Genomic DNA, 17,075 nt, shown 5'->3' with positions numbered 1-17,075 from the left:
TTTTTATAAAGATAACAAAAAAATACGATAAGAAAACGCTTTAATCAAACCTTATTGTTTCATGCTTCCCGAATATTTGTAACCTATAATGATAGATATAATATGAAGCCCAGGAGGAATGAACATGAGAAGAGCGTTTATTAGCCCGACGAAATACGTGCAAGGTGAGAATGAATTATATAATTTAGGCTATTTTGTTAAAACATTTGGTGAATCCGCCCTGCTGATTGCTCATCCCGATGATGTTGCCCGGGTGAAAGACAAACTGGAGTCAACGAAACAGAAGTTTAATATAACGCTGGTAGAAAGCGGCTTTCATGGTGAATGCTCTCGGCAGGAGGTTGCCAGATTACAGGCCTTGGCCAAAGAGCATCAATGTGCCTGCACGATTGGTCTCGGCGGTGGCAAAGCCATTGATACGGCAAAATGCGTCGCTGAAGGCGAGGCCCTGATCATCGTACCGACGATTGCGGCAACCGATGCACCGACTAGCCACTCGGCGGTACTTTATACTCCGGAAGGGGAGTTCGATGATTATGCGTATTTTAAGCAAAGTCCGAGCGTAGTCATGATTGACACGACGGTGATTGCTAATGCACCGACTCGTTTTCTCGTAGCTGGAATGGGGGATGCGCTCTCTACCTACTTTGAAGCAAGAGCAACCGCCAATTCGTATTCGAATGTCAATGCTGGTCTGCCATGCGGTGTTCGCGAAGGGGTGTGCGGCGAGGCAAAAGGGACTGTTACAGCCCTCGGAATTGCCAAACTGTGCTACGAAACACTGCTTAAGAATGGATACAAAGCGAAGCTGGCATGCGATCAAAATATCGTCACGCCTGCGTTAGAGGATATCATTGAGACGAATATTCTATTATCCGGTCTGGGCTTCGAGAGCGGCGGTTTGGCGGCGATTCACGCTATTCATAACGGCTTGACTGCTTTGGAAGGAACACATCATTATTATCATGGCGAGAAAGTAGCGTTCAGTACGATTGCTCAATTAATGCTTGAGAATGCGGATCGTGCCGAAATGAAGGAAGTGCTGGACTTCTGTCTGTCGATCGGTCTTCCTGTATGTTTGGCGGATATCGGAGTCGAGCATGTGACTTACGAGGAACTGCTTGAGGTTGCCAAGAAAGCATGTATCGCGGAGGAATCCATTCATTCGATGCCATTCCCGATTTCTGAAGAAGCAGTGGCGTCGGCTATTATGGCCGCAGACCAGCTGGGACGTCAATATAAAGTGAATAAGGAGGTATAAAATGAAGAAATTGATGAACGTGCCGGAAACGCTGGTTCGGGAAATGTGCAATGGGCTAGTTCTGGCACATCCTGAGTTGGACTTCAACTCCAAGTACAAAGTGATTTCCAAAAAAGAGATCAATCAAGAAAAAGTGACGCTGATCAGCGGCGGCGGAAGCGGACACGAACCGGCTCATGCCGGATTCGTGGGGGGCGGCATGCTGGATGCTGCCGTGTGCGGAGATGTGTTTGCTTCCCCATCCCAAATTCAGGTATATCAAGCGATTCGCAGCTCTGCGAGCAAGAAGGGAACGCTGCTTATTATCAAGAACTACAGCGGCGACATTATGAATTTCAAAAATGCGGCTCATCTCGCTAGCGAAGATGGCCTTCAAGTAGATTATGTCAAGGTTGATGATGATATTGCTGTGGAAGACAGTCTCTATACAGTAGGGAGACGTGGAGTTGCCGGAACGGTACTCGTTCATAAGATCGCCGGAGCGGCGGCAGAAGCTGGTCTGTCCCTGCCTGAAGTGAAGGAAGCGGCACAGCACGCGATTAATCATGTGCGCAGCATCGGCTTCGCTTTTACCTCCTGTACGGTTCCGGCCAAGGGGTCCCCGACATTCCATATCGATGATCACGAGATGGAATACGGCGTTGGCATTCACGGCGAACCGGGAATTCGCAGAGAAACAGCGGTGACTGCGGATGAGCTAGCCCAGCGGATGGTTACGTCTTTGCTAGACAACTTGCAGATGAATGATTCAGCGGAACAAGAGATTGCCGTATTGATCAATGGATTTGGCGGCACGCCCTTGCAGGAGCTGTACTTATTAAACAATTCCGTGATACGCGAATTGACGGCCCGAAACAAGCGGGTATTCAAAGCTTTTGTCGGTAATTACATGACCAGCATCGATATGGCTGGCGCGTCAGTTACGATTATGAAGCTGGATGAGCCACTCAAGAAGTGGCTCTCCGCACCATGCGATACGCCAGCCTTGTCGATCAAAGGTCCATTTGAGCCAGTGAATTATGTAGAGGTAATCCAGGAAGAGAAGCCGGAGGGTAAGGTTTCGTATACTAATAACACGGAAGCTGCCGCAGCGGTGATTAATAATAACCGTCTCTCCTTGCAAAACATCGTATTTCTTGTCGACCAAATGAGCGAGGTCATTATTAAGAATGAAGTTCCGTTCTGCGAGCTGGACGCCCATGCCGGAGATGGTGATTTCGGCATGAGTGTTGCCAAGGGCTTCAAGCAGCTAAAGGAGGAATGGGACGATATTCTAAACCATCACCTCAGTGAAATCGGTGATTTCCTTGATGCCTGCTCGATGATCATTATGGAGCATTGCGGCGGGGCTTCCGGACCGATCTGGGGGTCCGCATTCCGAGCGGCGAGTAAATCTGCCGGTCAGAAGCAGGAGTTGTCTGTTCAAGAGGTGGCTAATATGATGCAGGCCGTTGTCAAAGGAATCCAGGATACGGGTGAAAGATCATTCGGAAGAGGAGCTGTCGTTGGCGACAAGACATTGATCGATGCACTCGTACCGTTCGCAGATGCCTGGTCGCAGAGTGCAGAGCAAGGCGAAGACATGAAGCAGGCAGCAACCAAAGCAGCGGAAGCGGCTGTGCTTGGAGCCCAGAAGACGGCCGACATTGTTGCCCGAATGGGAAGAGCAGGTACTGTTGGCGAACGCAGCATTGGTTATCCGGATGCAGGTGCTCACGCACTCGGGGTTATTTTCACGGAGCTTGCGAAAGTGATGAAGTAATCTCCTAAATCTCATATGAGAGAAGTTCGAACAGAACAGTGTGTGATGCCTGTGTGACGTCATAATTATTGATAAAACTTTTCAAATTATCAAATCCTGATTTAGTATAGTCATCTCCTGAATCAGAGGCTCCATTACCCATTGCAAAATAAAAACAGCGGTGATTATAAGCAACAGAGCCAGGAGGAGCTCCGCTCACTAATGAACTTTCTTTTTGAAGTGTTACTAACACTACCTTTGGGTTTATACCATTGAGAGTTGCTGCACTGCTAATTTATAGTGAACAGGTTTATCCTCAAGCGAAATACCAGTCCTGCTGCGTCCACGTGGTACGCAGCATAGCCCATAAAGTACGTGTGAGCGATCGTCTTGAGATATGCCATACTTCAAAACCGTCTATCGTGCGGAGAACGAAGAACAAGGAAGGGTCGCTCTGGAAGAGTTTTGTACCAAGTGGAAATCCAGCTATCCCCTGGTTGTGAAATCTTTACAGGAAAATCCCTATATATTCACGTTCTACAGCCTTCTAGAATCCATCTGGAGAACATTTGGGAATGGGGATTTCTTCAATGTATCGCCACTGGTTTGTTATTGATATCGATCGATCATAGGCTAGGCGGAGATTTGTTGGCAGTTGCAGAGGCTTGGACGATAGATAGTTAAATATAATCACCTTCAAGGGAATACAATCATGTCGTCAAGACATGGAGATAACCTTGGAGGTGTTTTTCACGTTGGTAACAAGAGTCAGCTGTCTGAACACACGAAAAAATCACACCGTAATAGCAGATTATTATTAGAAGTTAAGGTGCAGCAATGGTTTAATATGCACAGTTGCTGCATTAAATTGATCAGTAAACTCTCTGGAATTCTCGTATTCTTCTGGTAGATTATTTAGAAATAATTGGATCTGCGTGACTACCTTTAAGTGTATTTCAGGATCGACATGATGACCCTCTAATTGATTTTTTACAAGATAACCATATTCATTCCTAAATATCGAAAAATCATTGATGAGAATATCTATATCGGGGAAACCTTTAGTATTTTCTTTTAGTAGAGTTAATTGGTCATTCACTAAAATAATGGAAGTATACACATCAAGCATGTGCACAACATCTCCATTAGACTTGGTCTCGTTTGTTTGAGAAAGTGTCTCATCTAACCGCTGTACTCTCGCAACAAAACCCGTATAATAAGACGAATTAACCTCAAATTCTTTCTTAGTGTTTACATTGTCAATGAATATAATAAGTGAAGCAATGATCAAGAATACGGTAACCAATAGGATGATTCTGGAATGATTTTTCTTCATAGTTCATTCAGCTAGTTGGTCTACCCAACTCTCCCGGGAATTTTTATAATCAGATCGAAAATAAATGAACACAACAGTAGTGATGCTACCATAAAAATGAAGGCTTCTCTATTAGTATATTTTTCCTCTTTTGGAGGTTGATAGCTCAATAAAATCAAGAAGGCAGCCGATCCACGTTGGCCAGCTGCCTTGTTTGCTATCCTATTTTAGAAATTCCCCCTGTGATCAAGTTGCTGGTGGTACCTCTTACAGCGCGATTACTTTTCTCTTTTTTCTTCCCTGCAAGAGATAATATATAGCGATGTCCGCTAACACGACGATAGCCATCGCGATATATAAATTTTTAAAGCCTAAGACGGGGATTAAAAATCCGATGATAAACGGACCAAACCCTGCACCAAAATCTGCAAACATAAAGAAGGTTGAAGTTGCCAAACCCATTCGGTCTCGCGGCGCTGCTTTCACAGCAATGGCTTGGGCACTTGGGATAAATGATCCATAACCGACCCCAACCAAAACGGCGGATATCAACAGCGTGTAGCCATGATGTACTTGACTTATCACCAGAAAACCGATAGCAAGAATGATAAGTGCCGGATACACCACAACGTTCTCTCCCTTTTTATCAAACAACCGCCCTGTGAATGGTCTTGATACCAAAGTAGCAATAGCATAAACAATAAAGAATAGGCTGGCCACATCCACTAAATGGATTTGCTGCGCATAGGTGTTAAGGAACGAGAGAATACTGGAGTAGGCCAATCCAATGAAAATGCTGACAATCGAAATTGGAAGTGCCTTCGGTTCAAAGAAGCTGCTTAGCTTAAAGCTTTTTGTTGGATTCAATTGCGCTTGATTGATTGTCTCTTTTGGAACACTTATCCATACAGAAATCAGGAGACTCATCACAATTAATACGGCACATATAACAAAATTCATCTGAAATCCATAATGCTGATTAATATAAATACCGAGGAACGGACCAATCGCGGAAGCGATGGTCGTGCTTAGCGCATAGTAACCCGTACCTTCGCCGCGTCGCTCATTCGGAATGACGTTTGCCACTATAGTTCCTGTTGCGGTCGAAGCAATTCCAAATCCAATACCGTGCAAAAAACGGATAAGCAAGAGCAGAGGTAAACTCGTGACTGCAAAATATAGGAGTACCGCAATCAGAGAAAAAACAATTCCGAAATACAGCATCTTTTTTCGTCCGATTCTCTCAATAGATTTGCCTGAATAAAGACGCCCGAATAACATACCGATGATAAAAATGCCTGCGGCCAAGCCACTCATGCTAGCTGAAGCATGAAACTTCTCTGCCGTAAATACGGTAATGCAGGCAATTAATAAATAATGGATAAAGTACAGAAAAAAATTCGTAAGGGATACCACCCAAAAATCTTTTGTCCATAATTTCGTTGCATCCAATGGAAAGGACCTTCTTTCTATTTAATTTCCATTTTTGACTTGCCAGATAGGGTTGTCACTCCTTGAAATCAGCTTACATATTTCATTTTACGATTGTATAATATTAATGTAAAATTAAAATTACTGATACTTACATAAGTAAAAATGATATATGGGTGTGATAATTATGAATTTCGAACAGTTGGAATATATAAAAGAAGTGATAGATACCAAATCAATGTCTATAGCTGCGGAAAATCTGCACGTATCGCAATCGGCCATCAGTCAATCCATCTCTTTGTTGGAAAAAGAATTCGGGGTCCAAATTTTCAAGCGATCGCGGCTTGGAACGATTCCGACAGAAGAAGGAAAAACCATTATCAAAAAAATAATGGAAATATTAAAAAAAGCTGATGAACTACGGGAAGAAGTGCATTCCCTAACGTCTACTTACAACGGGGAACTGCATGTCGCTACAAGTCCAAGCATATTCATGGCATTTTTACCAAAGGCACTCGCCAGATTCAGAGAAGATTATCCGCAAATCAACGTGATGATCAAAGAAATGGAAAGCCAAGAGATCATGAAGGAAGTGGAGCAGAAGAAAGCTGATTTGGGATTAATCACACTATTTAATAATGGTGAAGAGATGCTTCCTAAAGACATAACGCTGCAATCTTTTCGTCATCAGGGAAGGTTTAATGTTATTGTTCCCAACCATTCCGAGCTGGCACTGAATCAAGAATTACAACTTATGGATGTCAAGGAGTATCCTTTTGTTTTATACGATCGAAGTTTTTACAATAATCTGATCGAGGATTTTGAGAAGCATTATGGACCGCTCAATATTATTTTTAGAACGACTAACTCGGAGGTAGTTAAGAAGACTGTATCTGAGGGGTTGGGCATAGCTTTGATGACCAGCTTGATGATTAAAGACGATCCCTATTTGGAAAGTGGAAGAATTCTTGCGATTCCGCTAAGCTATCCATTTAACTTTAACCTTTCGGTGGGTGGAATTTATTATAAAAATCGCAATCAGTATGGATTGATTAAAAAGTTTCTCGAATATGTAGAGATATGAGCAAGAACCTTGATATGTTGGCAGTCAGCCGTTAAATATAGCATTAAATTCACATTCAGACAAAACTAAACAACCAGTCGCCGATTCAAGTTGGGGACAGGTTGAATATCCTCTCGTCCTAGGACACGAGATCGCCGGGATTGTTTCTCAGGTTGGTTCGGAAGTGACCAAGTATGCTGTTGGCGATCGTGTAGGCGTAGGCTGCATGGTTGACTCCGTTCTCGATTGACAATGAAGTATTCACGGTAGGGATGCCTGACAATCCGACGAGCCGGGACTTTATCTCAAGGCTGCCATTGACGCTTACGTTTAAGGAATATGGCGGATTCGAGAAATTGACTATTTTGGATGAAGGGTTGACTACGGAAGGCGCCCCGTCAGGAAGCGTACCGGAAGTGGGGGATATCGGTTATTACGCCCCTTGGAAAGATGTAAACATGTATTATCAAGATTGGAGCTATTCAAGCGAACTGGTTAAAATAGGAAAGATTGAATCTGACCTTGAGGCGTTTACCAACAAGCTTCAGTCTATGAACGATGATTTCACAGTAACGTTTGAAAAAGTGAAGTAAAGAGCTGGTGATTACCGGATCGTGGGACCCTTTTACAGAATAGGCTGCAGCATCGCAGTAGTACATTCAAGCATTCGCATGCTATCCCTGGAACATACGAACTGATAATTAATATTCAGGTCCCAGAGTGAAGTTTATGGCCTATGCGATATAAAAAAACGGACACTTTTTAAACATTAATGTTTAAAAAGTGTTGGGAATAAGATATTCTATAAGCTATAAAGCAATTTAGATTATTGATAATTGGAGGCGTTTACATGAACGGTTGGATTCAAGCAGGTACGGTAGATGAACTTCAAGAGCAAGGCCCGAAGCTGGTCAAGGGAGGCATCGTAGTTTTTTATCACGAGGATAAGGTGCATGCACTTGACAACCGCTGCCCTCACCTCGGTTTTCCGCTTCATATGGGAAGCTTATGCAACGGAATTTTAACATGTCATTGGCATCATGCGAGGTTTGACGTATGCAGCGGCGGAACGCTTGATCCTTGGGCGGACGATGTTCCGGTACACGACGTAACCATTCATCAGGGATGGATTTGGGTCAATCCGAATTCAAGGAACAGCAATCAAGTACAGCAGTACAAAGACCGGCTTCTGAACGGTCTTGAACAAAATATCGGGCTTGTCATAGCCAAGGCCATAGTCGGATTAATGGAGGCGGGTGTTCCAGAGACGGACATTGCAGCGATCGGGATCGAGTTTGGAGTTAAACAGCGCAGGCAAGGGTGGGGTTCCGGATTAACCATTCTGGCTGCGATGGCTAACATTCTGCCAAAGCTTGATAAACAAGGCCGCATCCTTGCGTTGTTCCAAGGATTAGTGCACACGGCGCGCGAATCAGCCGGAAGCGGAACGCGCTACTTGCTCGACCCGCTTCCGAATACAAGCGTCTCCGAAGAACGATTAACGGAATGGTACCGCGATTGTATGGAGGTTCGGGATACACGCGGCGCGGAACGGGTACTGCTGACAGCCGTACAAGCGGGAGTCGATGATACGCGGTTGTTCACTATGATGAGCATGGCGGCGACAGACCATTTTTATATTAATGGCGGTCATACGCTGGATTTCCATAACAAGGCATTCGAGAGTTTGAAGTATGTCGGACAGGAACAACGCAAATATGTCCTTGCTTCACTCGTTCCTATGTTCGGAAATGTATCCCGCAGCGAAGAGCTTCATAGCTGGCAGTCTCCGGTCAATTTGGTTCAACCATTGAAGGAAGCCTTTGAGGAGCTTTCTAAAAAGGACATATCCTCTGAAAGCGGCAGTTCTGACATCGATGACGAAGAGCTGTTCCAAGCGCTGCTTGGAGACGATCCACTTCAGACGGTTCGCATGTTGAAGGACGCATTGCTCGGAGGTGCCTCTCCGGTGCGCATTTCGCAAATTGCCGCTCTGGCTGCTGCGGAACGGATCGTTCGCTTCCATACGAATAATGATTTTGGGGATTGGATCTCAGTCCTGCACACGTTTACGCATGCTCATGCCGTTCACGAAGGCTTGATCCGTTCCGCCGATTCCATGCTGGTTCGCGGTATTTTCCACACGGCGGCTACCATTTACCTTGACCGGTTTTTGAACATTCCGGCTGCCCCGAGACCGAAGGTATTGGACACGGCGAAGGAAGTACCGGAGCCAACGGAGTTGCTAGAGATTCTAGACAAGCAACAGCAAGTGGCGCCAGCAGCGGCATGGGTGATCAGCTATCTGGGCAGCGGCGGAGAGCCGGAGCCATTATTCAATGTACTGGGTCATGCGCTGCTTCGAGAGGATGCGGAATTCCATACCTTCCAGATGTACGAGGCGGCCGTGGCGGAATATGACCGCTGGGCTTCCGAGTCTGGACCGTTCGCTGAGAAGGCTCGTGAAACGCTGATTGTTGCGGTTACCCGTTATTTGGCGTCACACGCCCCGACTTCCCGTGAGACGCCTCATACGGCTAAAATTGCATGGCGGCTCCATCGCGGCGAGAAATTGTTCGAAGAAAAATAAAATGCACAATGGATCAAGAAACAGAGACAGAGTATGGGATAACAAATTGAACATCGGTAACGAGCACAAGTTAACATAAAAAGAGAAAGAAAACGGCTCGATTGGTAGAAGAGGGCGCCGTTCACGCCGAAATTGCAAAATCAGTACAAAATACGTTTGAAGCAAACAAGCAGACGAATAACGATTTGACAGATATGAGGATCAAAATGACCTTCAACAACGAAGAATTCATAATTAAAATGTATGATAATCCGACGAGCCGGGATTTTATGTCAAGGCTGCCATTAACCCTCACGTTTAAGGATCATGGCGGGTTTGAAAAATTGACCATTTTGGATAAAGGGTTGACTATATAAAAGTAACATTTTCCTTATGTGATTCAGGGATATTACCCCATATTGCTGAGCACTTTCATGTCAGTGTATCTAAAGCGGGGTTGTTAGTGAGTCTTTTTGCCCTTGTTGTTGCCATATCAGGTCCGACCATGCCGTTATTATTTTTTGGCATAAAACGTAAGAAGGCGATGCTGCTTGTTCTTGGTATTTTCGTTGTAGGCAACATTATTTCTATCTGGACTTTGTAGGTATAAATGAAGGAGAAGATAGTCTCGACGTCCTCTCGAACAGGTTGATACGGACATTGAGGCGAATCTTGCTGATGTTGCTCCCGTCGGAGCATGGGCATTAGCTAATCCGGACGTTGTTGAACGAATCAAAACGGGTGCTATGTTTAACGAACCAGATCGTACAACATTTTACGGTGGAGGCAGCAAAGGTTACACGGACTACCCATTTTTAAATTCCAAATAAGATGAGGAGCACTGCAAGAACTGTTGATGTACAGTTCTTGTTTTGTTTTTTTACGAAACCGGAAGATTAGCTTGTCTCTACTTTAGTCACTTTAATGCCTCTCCGTAATTTTTCCAGATATTGAACAATTCGATTCATTCTGTTGAATAATAAACGGAAAGCCTATCTTTAACCATTGAACACATCCTGTATCCCTATATTTATAGAACCACAGGTATCCAGCCTGTTAGCAGGGCGCCGCCATCCGAATGGTTATTTGCGGAGAGTTCGCCTCCGTGCAGCCTTATAATTTTTTGCGATATCGCCAGACCTAATCCGCTGCCGCCGGTTGAACGGTTTCTGGATGCTTCGCCACGATATAGAGGTTCAAAAATTCGCTGCAGTTCTTCCAGGGAGAACCCTGGCCCCGTATCATGAATCGTAAACTGGATCTTGTTATCAACTTTGTGACATTGAACAATAATCTCGCCATAAGCGGGAGTGTATCTGATGGCATTATCCAGCAAATTGTTCATCGCTCGTTCCAATAATTGATTGTCACCTTTAATGAAGGAGTCTTCTGAAATATGGCACGAGATGGAGATATGCTTTTGCTGAGCTAAAGGACTTAGATTATCAATTGATTTCTGGATGATGGTCTTAATATCCATTGTCTGGTTATGGAGCTTCATCTCTACATGTTCCATTTTTGTAAACGTGAAAAGATCTTCTACTAACCCATCCAATTGCGCCGATTTCTCTTTACATACGGCTATATATTTAGCTATTTGATCTGGGGATTGGGCGATGCCTTGCTCCAGGCCATCCAGGTAACCTCGTAATGCGAACAATGGGGTTCGCAAATCATGCGCGATGGCTGTGATCACGAATCGACGTTTTTCCTCCAATTCCGCTTGTTTTTGAATAGATGCCTGAAGTCCTTCAATCATCACTTCGAATCCATCACGTACCTCCGAGATTTCGGTGATTCTGGACTGAGGCAGCTCCACCTCCCAATCTCCTGCGGCAATTTGCCTAGCTGCCAAGCTCATCTTCTCAAGAGGCTTCAGAAGGAACCTTCGCATTTCAACACCGATTATAAAGAAGGCCAATAATATTCCAGCTAATATCGAAATGATCGGTATTGTATTTGAATTCGGCATATAAATGACGACATTTCCAAGCAACCGACTGTCTTCTATGACGGAGAACCGTTCGCTTGAGGATAATCTACTGTTCTTCTCCGGATTAGACCGATAAATTTCCTGATCTGTTGCGGATACAATAACTGCTTCCATCTGGGTTTGTTGCAATTGGGTATGTAATTGATTTTGCCAACTTGGATCACTCCACTTGTCCGTGCTGCTTTCGATCAGCTGTATGGTCTCTTTCAAATTTTTCTGCATCATTTCATCTCGAGGGCCTTTTTTTGTAAAGCTGAGTGTTCCTGTCTCCATGAAGTGAGCTGAAACAAAGAAGAGCCACGGCACGATCATTAGAAAGAAAAGGATCAGTATGATAAATGAACGAATGCGAAGAGTTCTCATGTTATCCTCCTTCAAAGCGATACCCTATTCCCCATATATTGACCAGATATTGAGGGTGATTCGGATCGGGTTCGATTTTATCGCGCAGACGACCGAGGTGCACCCGAATCGTATGCCTATCACCTACTCCATTCCACAGTTTGGAGAGGAGCTGATCATATGAAAAAACATGCTTGGGATGTTCGAGAAATAGCTGTAACAGCTCGTATTCCCTGGGTGTGAGCACGATATTTTTTCCATCAACCGTCACTTCTCTTGAAGATAGATTTAGCTTGATGTGACCAAAATCCAAGATTTTGTCCTCTATTTGCAGCCCAGAAGAAGACCGGCGCAATACAGCCTTTACCCGAGCTACGATCTCACCGGGTGAGGCGGATTTGACGATATAATCGTCGCCGCCAAGCGTCAACCCGCGAATCTTGTCCACATCATCACTGCGTGCGCTCAAGAAAAGGATAGGTACATTACTCTCGGCCCGAATCCGGCGGCATAACTCCAATCCGTCCTGTCCCGGCATCATGATGTCAAGAATAATACAATGAATGGAATTTTGCTTTAACAAGGCCCAAGCTTGAGAAGCATCGTAAGCAGTTATAACTTTGAAATTCTCATATTCCAAAAAATCCTTCAATAGTTCGACAATACTTGGGTCATCGTCTACTACCAGTATCGTAAGTCCTTCGATCATGAATATCCCACCTTTGAGCCTAGTCTATCATTTATTTTTACTAGAACAAGCGTAATTTCATGTTTTGTGATGCTGTGTTTATACTTTTGTTACCATTGTTCAGCTTAGTTTGAGATATTCATTTGTTATCATTTTTTTGTGGAACGAGTCGCAGGTTTGGAAAGTCAACACACTGACTTGAAATTAAAGGGGGTTTATCAATGTTAATGGTTCAAATCGTGTTATTTGATGGCTTCGATCTTCTGGATGCCCTTGCACCGTACGAAGTTTTTAGTGCTGCTGAAATATATGCTGAAAACGCGTTAAGCATAGAACTTGTCACTGCTGAAGGTCCAAGATCCGTCGCTAGCGGAACCAAAGGTTTGATAATTGAAGCGAGTGGCAGACTGAATCCGGAACAAGCGGGCATCATTCTGATACCTGGTGCGTCGGGCGATCCCACAGGTGAGGGTCCCGATTCGCCCCCTGCAATTCTGTCGCGAGCTATGAATACAGAATTGACAGGGATGATCGGGCAGGCACTGGAACAAAAAGACATCATCGTTGCTACAGTTTGTGGTGGTTCTCTGTTACTGGCTATGGGAGGGCTACTGGAAAGCAGACCGGCAGTAACGCATCATATGGGAATGGATGCACTTGGAGCAACTGGTGCCACTCCTGTGCGGGCGCGTTTAGTGGACAATGGGAACCTGGTTACAGGCGGCGGTGTTACTTCAGGACTCGATGTAGCGCTGTATCTGGTGGAAAGAGAGCTCGGACCACGCATCGCACACGCGGTAGAGCAGCTATTCGAGTATGAACGGAGAGGAACGGTATGGCGGGAAGAGGGAATTATGCCTAGCTCTCATGTGGCAGTGACTGATGAAGAAACGAACATGGCAATGAACAAAGCGGGGATGACTAACACCGAGGACATAAACTCAGCCATGGAAACTGACTTTAACGGAGACTGGGATACGACAATCGCAACACCTGTTGGTAAACTGGAAGTGAGGCTCTCCATCGCCATAAGGAACGGAATCATACAAGGCAAGGCAACTCAAGGGGATGAGACGGTCGAATTTATAACCCCCTTACTTCAAGGCAACAAGCTTACCTGGTCGCTGCGAATCACGAAGCCCATGCGATTAAACCTGAAATTTGAAGTGACTGCCGATGGATATCAGATGACTGGATTGGCCAGGGCTGGTATCCTGCCGGCATCCAAATTAACAGGCAAGAGGGTATTCTGACATGCGAATACATAGGAATAGTGATACGGAGGGAGCTTTAGATCGCATGAAGAATCGGAAGTTATTATATAGACTCTTAGCCGGTATCAGTATTGTATTTATCCTTTACAGCTTGGTGGCTAATTTTATTAGCGATCCCGAAGCTACTGGGTTTCTAAGCCATAAAATTGGCTTAAAGCGCGAGCTTAATCTTCCGGCCTGGTTAACCGTCATGCGTATTCATGTTGTGTTTGCCTGTATCGCCATGGCGGCGGGGCTGTTAAACTTTTCGCGTAAAATCTTTGACAAAAGCCGCAGATTCCACCGCCTAAACGGCTATGTCTATTTATTGTCCGTACTTGTTGTCGTGATTACTTCCGGATACATGGCGCCTTACGCTACAGGTGGAAAAATAAGCAGTATCGGTTTCAATGCTCTTAATATGATTTGGTTGGTTATCACCATTGTGGCGTTCGTACAGATTAAAAAGAAACGAATCCTCCAGCACCGGAGCTGGATGATCCGAAGCTACGCTTTTTGTTTTACGAACATGTTAATTCATCTTATTACCACCCTATTTCATCAGGGATTCGGTCTCGTTTACGTTACCAGCTATACAATTGGCGTTTACGGCACTATCGTGCTGCTGCTGGTCATTCCTAGTATTATCATTAAAATGATAGGTCAATCTGTGAGATAGCGTGAAACAGAATGATCACCTAACCTGTTATTATTCAATTCATAAGACAACGCTAAATAACCAGTCGCTGAATAATTTCAGGAGACTGGTTATTTAGCTTGAAAGGTGCATTGATCCCTAATCTATAATTTTTCATAGTGTTGAACCAAGGGCTTATTTTGATATGATAGAAAAAGAAAAAAATGGGAAGTAGGAAGTAGAGAGTATGGACAAAAAGGCGAAGAAGATCTTAATGCAAACATTTTGGTCATCCAGCGGCTGGAAGAGTAGTCCTCTGCCGTTCGCTGGTGAGGATTATGAGTATGCAAAAAGCAAGGGGCTGATGTTCGATCCCATCACAATCGGGCACGATGAGTTGATACAGAGGCTCCACAGCCTGCATCAGGAGGTTACTAAAGAGAGGGTAGCTGCCGCATACCTGCACAGCTTATCCACGAGACAAGTTCATTTGCGTAGCGCGCTCTCCAGCTGGGCGCTAACCTCGCATCTGCCACTACATACGTACGAAGAACGGCGCTCGGCCTTGCCGAATTACAGCAGCTGCGGGGATTGCAATCACGCCGGGCTTCAGTCGGATCGTGACTATCTGCAGGCCGACCTGAACGTGCTAAATTTCGAACGTGTCAAATGGGGAGGCATCCGTTTGAATCACCTGCTCTACTGCTGGCTGGACCTGGAGCAGCTAAGCCATGAAGAGAGCTTGCCGGTAAGCGATGAGGATATTGGCATCCTGCACAATCTGCTTAGAACGGTCGAAGAATGCGGTGAGCAAGAAAGCCCCCGTCATCTGGAAAAACGCTGGAAGGATGTGCTGCCTTCAAGCAAGCATGAACGAGATGTGCTTATGGAAATTTGGGGATATACCGGCATATTGGCTCCGCAGGATACGCCTCGAACACGCCCGAGGAGGGACGATGATTTCTTCTCGATGTCGGAGTGGCAAGGAAGCGACGGATATTCCCGGAAAGCGTTAGAGTTCTATTTTGGTAAATATCTATAGATTGTGTTCAGTCATAATGCGTTAAAGTCTGCGTACCAGTTCAGGTTTATAGAGGAGGTATCTATATGAAGCAGCAATTCGAAACGTTGTATGCTCATGGAGCACTGTCTTATACCAAGGATGCTTTAGACAGCTTAGGGATGCCCGAAGATGCAGCAGAATTACTAGTGCAATGGGGACTACCGGACTTTGATAAACAGGAGCCTGCTTTAGGCGTTTTATTTCATGAAGCTCTTCAGCTTAAGAACGTTCATGGAGACTATATCGCAATCGGAAGAGAGATTTGGGGCGAAGGGCTTCATGTCGCGATGAATACAGACACAGGGGGGATTTGGGCAGTAACCGAGGATGGTGCACAGAAACCCACTTATATGAACGCCTCCATCGAAAGCCTGCTCACATTCATGGACAGGGTACTTGTATTCAAACAACAGACAGAACACTTACAGCCCGATCTTCCTCCCATGATCTTGACGGCAGAACAATCTCGCCAGATGCTTGAGAAGTTCAGAAGAGGAGAGATCAAGCCGAAAACCCGCCCGGACGCCTCGCAGATTCAGCGTGAGTGGAAGGCAGCCTTTGAGCAAATGAAGGGAGAGCTTAAAGACATAGATCTTACTGCCGTTCGTTCCTCTTCTTGGTGGGGAATCGTGCTCGAGGAAATGAAGGATCGCTTGCGTTAGTGGAACAATGGGGCGTCATGGAGCACGGCATGAATAGGTGATACTCCAACAACTGCTCATCATTACAAAGAGGCTAACCGCTTTCGCGGTTAGCCTCTTATGATTATACGGATGATTCCCGCCACGAAGTCCTGTGACCTTCGGAGGAAAAGTAGATAAATCGCCACCTACTCCTTCACAGATCCAATCAGCAAGCCTTTAATAAAATACCGCTGCAGGAAAGGATAGAACAGCACGACCGGTCCGATCGTTAGAATGGCGGTAGCCATCTTCACCGATTCCTGAGGAAGCGTCTGGCTGCCAAGAATGGCTCCGCTGCTCTGCATCTGTTGGATCATGCTGATTTCGGAGTTCAGCTTGAACAGCAAGTATTGAAGGGGATAGAGCTTCTCATTGTCCACCAGCATGATGGCGTTGAACCAGTTGTTCCAATAGGCAATGCCATAGAAGAGCGTGATTGTGGCAATGACGGGCATGCACAGCGGGAAGAAGATCCGGAACGCGATATAGAAATCGCTCGCACCGTCAATCTTGGCCGCCTCCGTGAGGGATGGCGGAATTTGGGACATATAGTTACGTACGAGAAACAGATTAAACGGGTTGAACACCAAGGATGGAATGATCAGGGCCCAGATCGTGTTACTTATACCGAGATTGAGGTTGATCAGGTACCAGGGCACCAAGCCCGTGTTAAACACCATTGTGATAAAAAAGAACAGTCCGAGTCCGTTGCGATAACGGATATGCTTGGCGGCTAGCGTATAGCCAGCCATGGATGTAATGGTGACGGCCAGGACCGTACCGACCACCGTCACAAGGATTGAAATCATGTAGCTTCTGTACAGCGGTGTGCTGCCGAACAGGAGCAGCTTGTAGGCATCAAGGGACAGCTCGGTCGGAAACAGCTGGTATCCGAATTGTTTAATGCTGGCTTCATCTGTAAAGGACACCATGAGCACCAGCAGCATCGGCAAGATGCAGAGGATGGAGATAATGCCGATCAGAACGGCGTTAACACCGTCGGCAAATTTAGGTCTGGACGTCATCTAGGTTTCGC

15 protein-coding genes and 3 pseudogenes are annotated in these 17,075 nt (G+C 45.4%); 13 read left to right on the top strand and 5 right to left on the bottom strand.

The annotated features are described in order from the left end of the window. The first annotated feature begins 124 nt into the window (after positions 1 to 124). The 3 genes and pseudogenes from ABEQ74_RS06215 to ABEQ74_RS06205 all read left to right on the top strand — a co-directional run. Positions 125 to 1,261 (top strand): glycerol dehydrogenase, encoded by a 1,137-nt coding sequence (locus ABEQ74_RS06215; RefSeq protein WP_430120477.1) that lies wholly within the window; start codon positions 125 to 127, stop codon positions 1,259 to 1,261. Position 1,262: 1 nt separating this feature from the next. Continuing rightward, positions 1,263 to 3,023: a dihydroxyacetone kinase subunit DhaK gene (dhaK, locus tag ABEQ74_RS06210; protein WP_430120475.1), complete on the top strand. Its 1,761-nt coding sequence runs from the start codon at positions 1,263 to 1,265 to the stop codon at positions 3,021 to 3,023. Positions 3,024 to 3,310: 287 nt separating this feature from the next. After that, a pseudogene (locus tag ABEQ74_RS06205) lies at positions 3,311 to 3,570 on the top strand (transposase); the annotation flags it as partial. Between the two features lie 249 nt (positions 3,571 to 3,819). On the opposite strand, the gene ABEQ74_RS06200 reads toward ABEQ74_RS06205, so the two are convergent. Further along, positions 3,820 to 4,338, bottom strand: coding sequence for a hypothetical protein (locus tag ABEQ74_RS06200; RefSeq protein ID WP_430120473.1), 519 nt, complete (start codon positions 4,336 to 4,338; stop codon positions 3,820 to 3,822). A gap of 246 nt (positions 4,339 to 4,584) precedes the next feature. Beyond that, positions 4,585 to 5,769: an MFS transporter gene (locus tag ABEQ74_RS06195; RefSeq protein WP_430120471.1), complete on the bottom strand. Its 1,185-nt coding sequence runs from the start codon at positions 5,767 to 5,769 to the stop codon at positions 4,585 to 4,587. A 166-nt stretch (positions 5,770 to 5,935) separates the two neighbouring features. Here ABEQ74_RS06195 and ABEQ74_RS06190 point away from each other — a divergent pair, with 166 nt between their 5' ends. The 6 genes and pseudogenes from ABEQ74_RS06190 to ABEQ74_RS06165 form a co-directional block, all read left to right on the top strand. Beyond that, positions 5,936 to 6,832 (top strand): LysR family transcriptional regulator, encoded by an 897-nt coding sequence (locus ABEQ74_RS06190; protein WP_430120469.1) that lies wholly within the window; start codon positions 5,936 to 5,938, stop codon positions 6,830 to 6,832. A 79-nt stretch (positions 6,833 to 6,911) separates the two neighbouring features. Further along, positions 6,912 to 7,049: pseudogene (locus tag ABEQ74_RS06185) on the top strand (alcohol dehydrogenase catalytic domain-containing protein); the annotation flags it as partial. Continuing rightward, the gene (locus ABEQ74_RS06180) at positions 7,042 to 7,404 is read left to right on the top strand and encodes a cyclophilin-like fold protein (protein ID WP_430120467.1); all 363 of its coding nucleotides are present in this window, start codon (positions 7,042 to 7,044) and stop codon (positions 7,402 to 7,404) included. The pseudogene ABEQ74_RS06185 and the gene ABEQ74_RS06180, both read left to right, overlap by 8 nt. 257 nt (positions 7,405 to 7,661) lie before the next feature. Further along, positions 7,662 to 9,401: a Rieske (2Fe-2S) protein gene (locus ABEQ74_RS06175; RefSeq protein WP_430120465.1), complete on the top strand. Its 1,740-nt coding sequence runs from the start codon at positions 7,662 to 7,664 to the stop codon at positions 9,399 to 9,401. A gap of 194 nt (positions 9,402 to 9,595) precedes the next feature. After that, positions 9,596 to 9,757: a cyclophilin-like fold protein gene (locus tag ABEQ74_RS06170; protein WP_430120951.1), complete on the top strand. Its 162-nt coding sequence runs from the start codon at positions 9,596 to 9,598 to the stop codon at positions 9,755 to 9,757. A gap of 26 nt (positions 9,758 to 9,783) precedes the next feature. Further along, positions 9,784 to 9,978, top strand: a pseudogene (locus ABEQ74_RS06165) (MFS transporter); the annotation flags it as partial. 432 nt (positions 9,979 to 10,410) lie between these two features. Here the strand turns inward: ABEQ74_RS06165 and ABEQ74_RS06160 are convergent. Together ABEQ74_RS06160 and ABEQ74_RS06155 are read right to left on the bottom strand one after the other, a co-directional pair. Continuing rightward, positions 10,411 to 11,736 (bottom strand): sensor histidine kinase, encoded by a 1,326-nt coding sequence (locus tag ABEQ74_RS06160; RefSeq protein ID WP_430120463.1) that lies wholly within the window; start codon positions 11,734 to 11,736, stop codon positions 10,411 to 10,413. Between the two features lies 1 nt (position 11,737). Then, the gene (locus ABEQ74_RS06155) at positions 11,738 to 12,424 is read right to left on the bottom strand and encodes a response regulator transcription factor (protein WP_430120461.1); all 687 of its coding nucleotides are present in this window, start codon (positions 12,422 to 12,424) and stop codon (positions 11,738 to 11,740) included. 200 nt (positions 12,425 to 12,624) lie between these two features. Here ABEQ74_RS06155 and ABEQ74_RS06150 point away from each other — a divergent pair, with 200 nt between their 5' ends. The 4 genes from ABEQ74_RS06150 to ABEQ74_RS06135 all read left to right on the top strand — a co-directional run bounded on the left by ABEQ74_RS06150 (position 12,625) and on the right by ABEQ74_RS06135 (position 16,018). Beyond that, a complete protein-coding gene (locus ABEQ74_RS06150) occupies positions 12,625 to 13,656 on the top strand; it encodes a DJ-1/PfpI family protein (protein WP_430120459.1) in 1,032 nt (343 codons plus the stop codon). A gap of 46 nt (positions 13,657 to 13,702) precedes the next feature. After that, positions 13,703 to 14,335 (top strand): DUF2306 domain-containing protein, encoded by a 633-nt coding sequence (locus tag ABEQ74_RS06145; protein WP_430120949.1) that lies wholly within the window; start codon positions 13,703 to 13,705, stop codon positions 14,333 to 14,335. A gap of 205 nt (positions 14,336 to 14,540) precedes the next feature. Next, entirely contained in the window at positions 14,541 to 15,335 is a 795-nt protein-coding gene (locus tag ABEQ74_RS06140; protein ID WP_430120457.1) for a hypothetical protein, read from the top strand. A 65-nt stretch (positions 15,336 to 15,400) separates the two neighbouring features. Next, a complete protein-coding gene (locus tag ABEQ74_RS06135; RefSeq protein ID WP_430120455.1) occupies positions 15,401 to 16,018 on the top strand; it encodes an SUKH-4 family immunity protein in 618 nt (205 codons plus the stop codon). 167 nt (positions 16,019 to 16,185) lie between these two features. Here ABEQ74_RS06135 and ABEQ74_RS06130 read toward each other — a convergent pair whose 3' ends face one another. Then, positions 16,186 to 17,064, bottom strand: a complete 879-nt coding sequence (locus ABEQ74_RS06130; RefSeq protein WP_430120453.1) for a carbohydrate ABC transporter permease — start codon at positions 17,062 to 17,064, stop codon at positions 16,186 to 16,188. Between the last annotated feature and the right edge of the window lie 11 nt (positions 17,065 to 17,075).

Source organism: Paenibacillus solani (genome assembly GCF_050475945.1).
Classification (GTDB): domain Bacteria; phylum Bacillota; class Bacilli; order Paenibacillales; family Paenibacillaceae; genus Paenibacillus_AQ; species Paenibacillus_AQ solani_A.
The sequence above is the reverse complement of the archived record's forward strand: the minus strand, read 5'-3'. Positions and strand labels throughout refer to the sequence as shown.

Bases quoted from the DNA above. Each gene is read 5' to 3' on its own strand.
- ABEQ74_RS06135 (WP_430120455.1), top strand. From the start codon at position 15,401: ATGAAGCAGCAATTCGAAACGTTGTATGCTCATGGAGCACTGTCTTAT.
- dhaK (WP_430120475.1), top strand. From the start codon at position 1,263: ATGAAGAAATTGATGAACGTGCCGGAAACGCTGGTTCGGGAAATGTGC.
- ABEQ74_RS06175 (WP_430120465.1), top strand. From the start codon at position 7,662: ATGAACGGTTGGATTCAAGCAGGTACGGTAGATGAACTTCAAGAGCAA.
- ABEQ74_RS06200 (WP_430120473.1), bottom strand. From the start codon at position 4,338: ATGAAGAAAAATCATTCCAGAATCATCCTATTGGTTACCGTATTCTTG.
- ABEQ74_RS06130 (WP_430120453.1), bottom strand. From the start codon at position 17,064: ATGACGTCCAGACCTAAATTTGCCGACGGTGTTAACGCCGTTCTGATC.
- ABEQ74_RS06170 (WP_430120951.1), top strand. From the start codon at position 9,596: ATGAGGATCAAAATGACCTTCAACAACGAAGAATTCATAATTAAAATG.
- ABEQ74_RS06160 (WP_430120463.1), bottom strand. From the start codon at position 11,736: ATGAGAACTCTTCGCATTCGTTCATTTATCATACTGATCCTTTTCTTT.
- ABEQ74_RS06155 (WP_430120461.1), bottom strand. From the start codon at position 12,424: ATGATCGAAGGACTTACGATACTGGTAGTAGACGATGACCCAAGTATT.
- ABEQ74_RS06215 (WP_430120477.1), top strand. From the start codon at position 125: ATGAGAAGAGCGTTTATTAGCCCGACGAAATACGTGCAAGGTGAGAAT.
- ABEQ74_RS06190 (WP_430120469.1), top strand. From the start codon at position 5,936: ATGAATTTCGAACAGTTGGAATATATAAAAGAAGTGATAGATACCAAA.
- ABEQ74_RS06145 (WP_430120949.1), top strand. From the start codon at position 13,703: ATGAAGAATCGGAAGTTATTATATAGACTCTTAGCCGGTATCAGTATT.
- ABEQ74_RS06150 (WP_430120459.1), top strand. From the start codon at position 12,625: ATGTTAATGGTTCAAATCGTGTTATTTGATGGCTTCGATCTTCTGGAT.
- ABEQ74_RS06140 (WP_430120457.1), top strand. From the start codon at position 14,541: ATGGACAAAAAGGCGAAGAAGATCTTAATGCAAACATTTTGGTCATCC.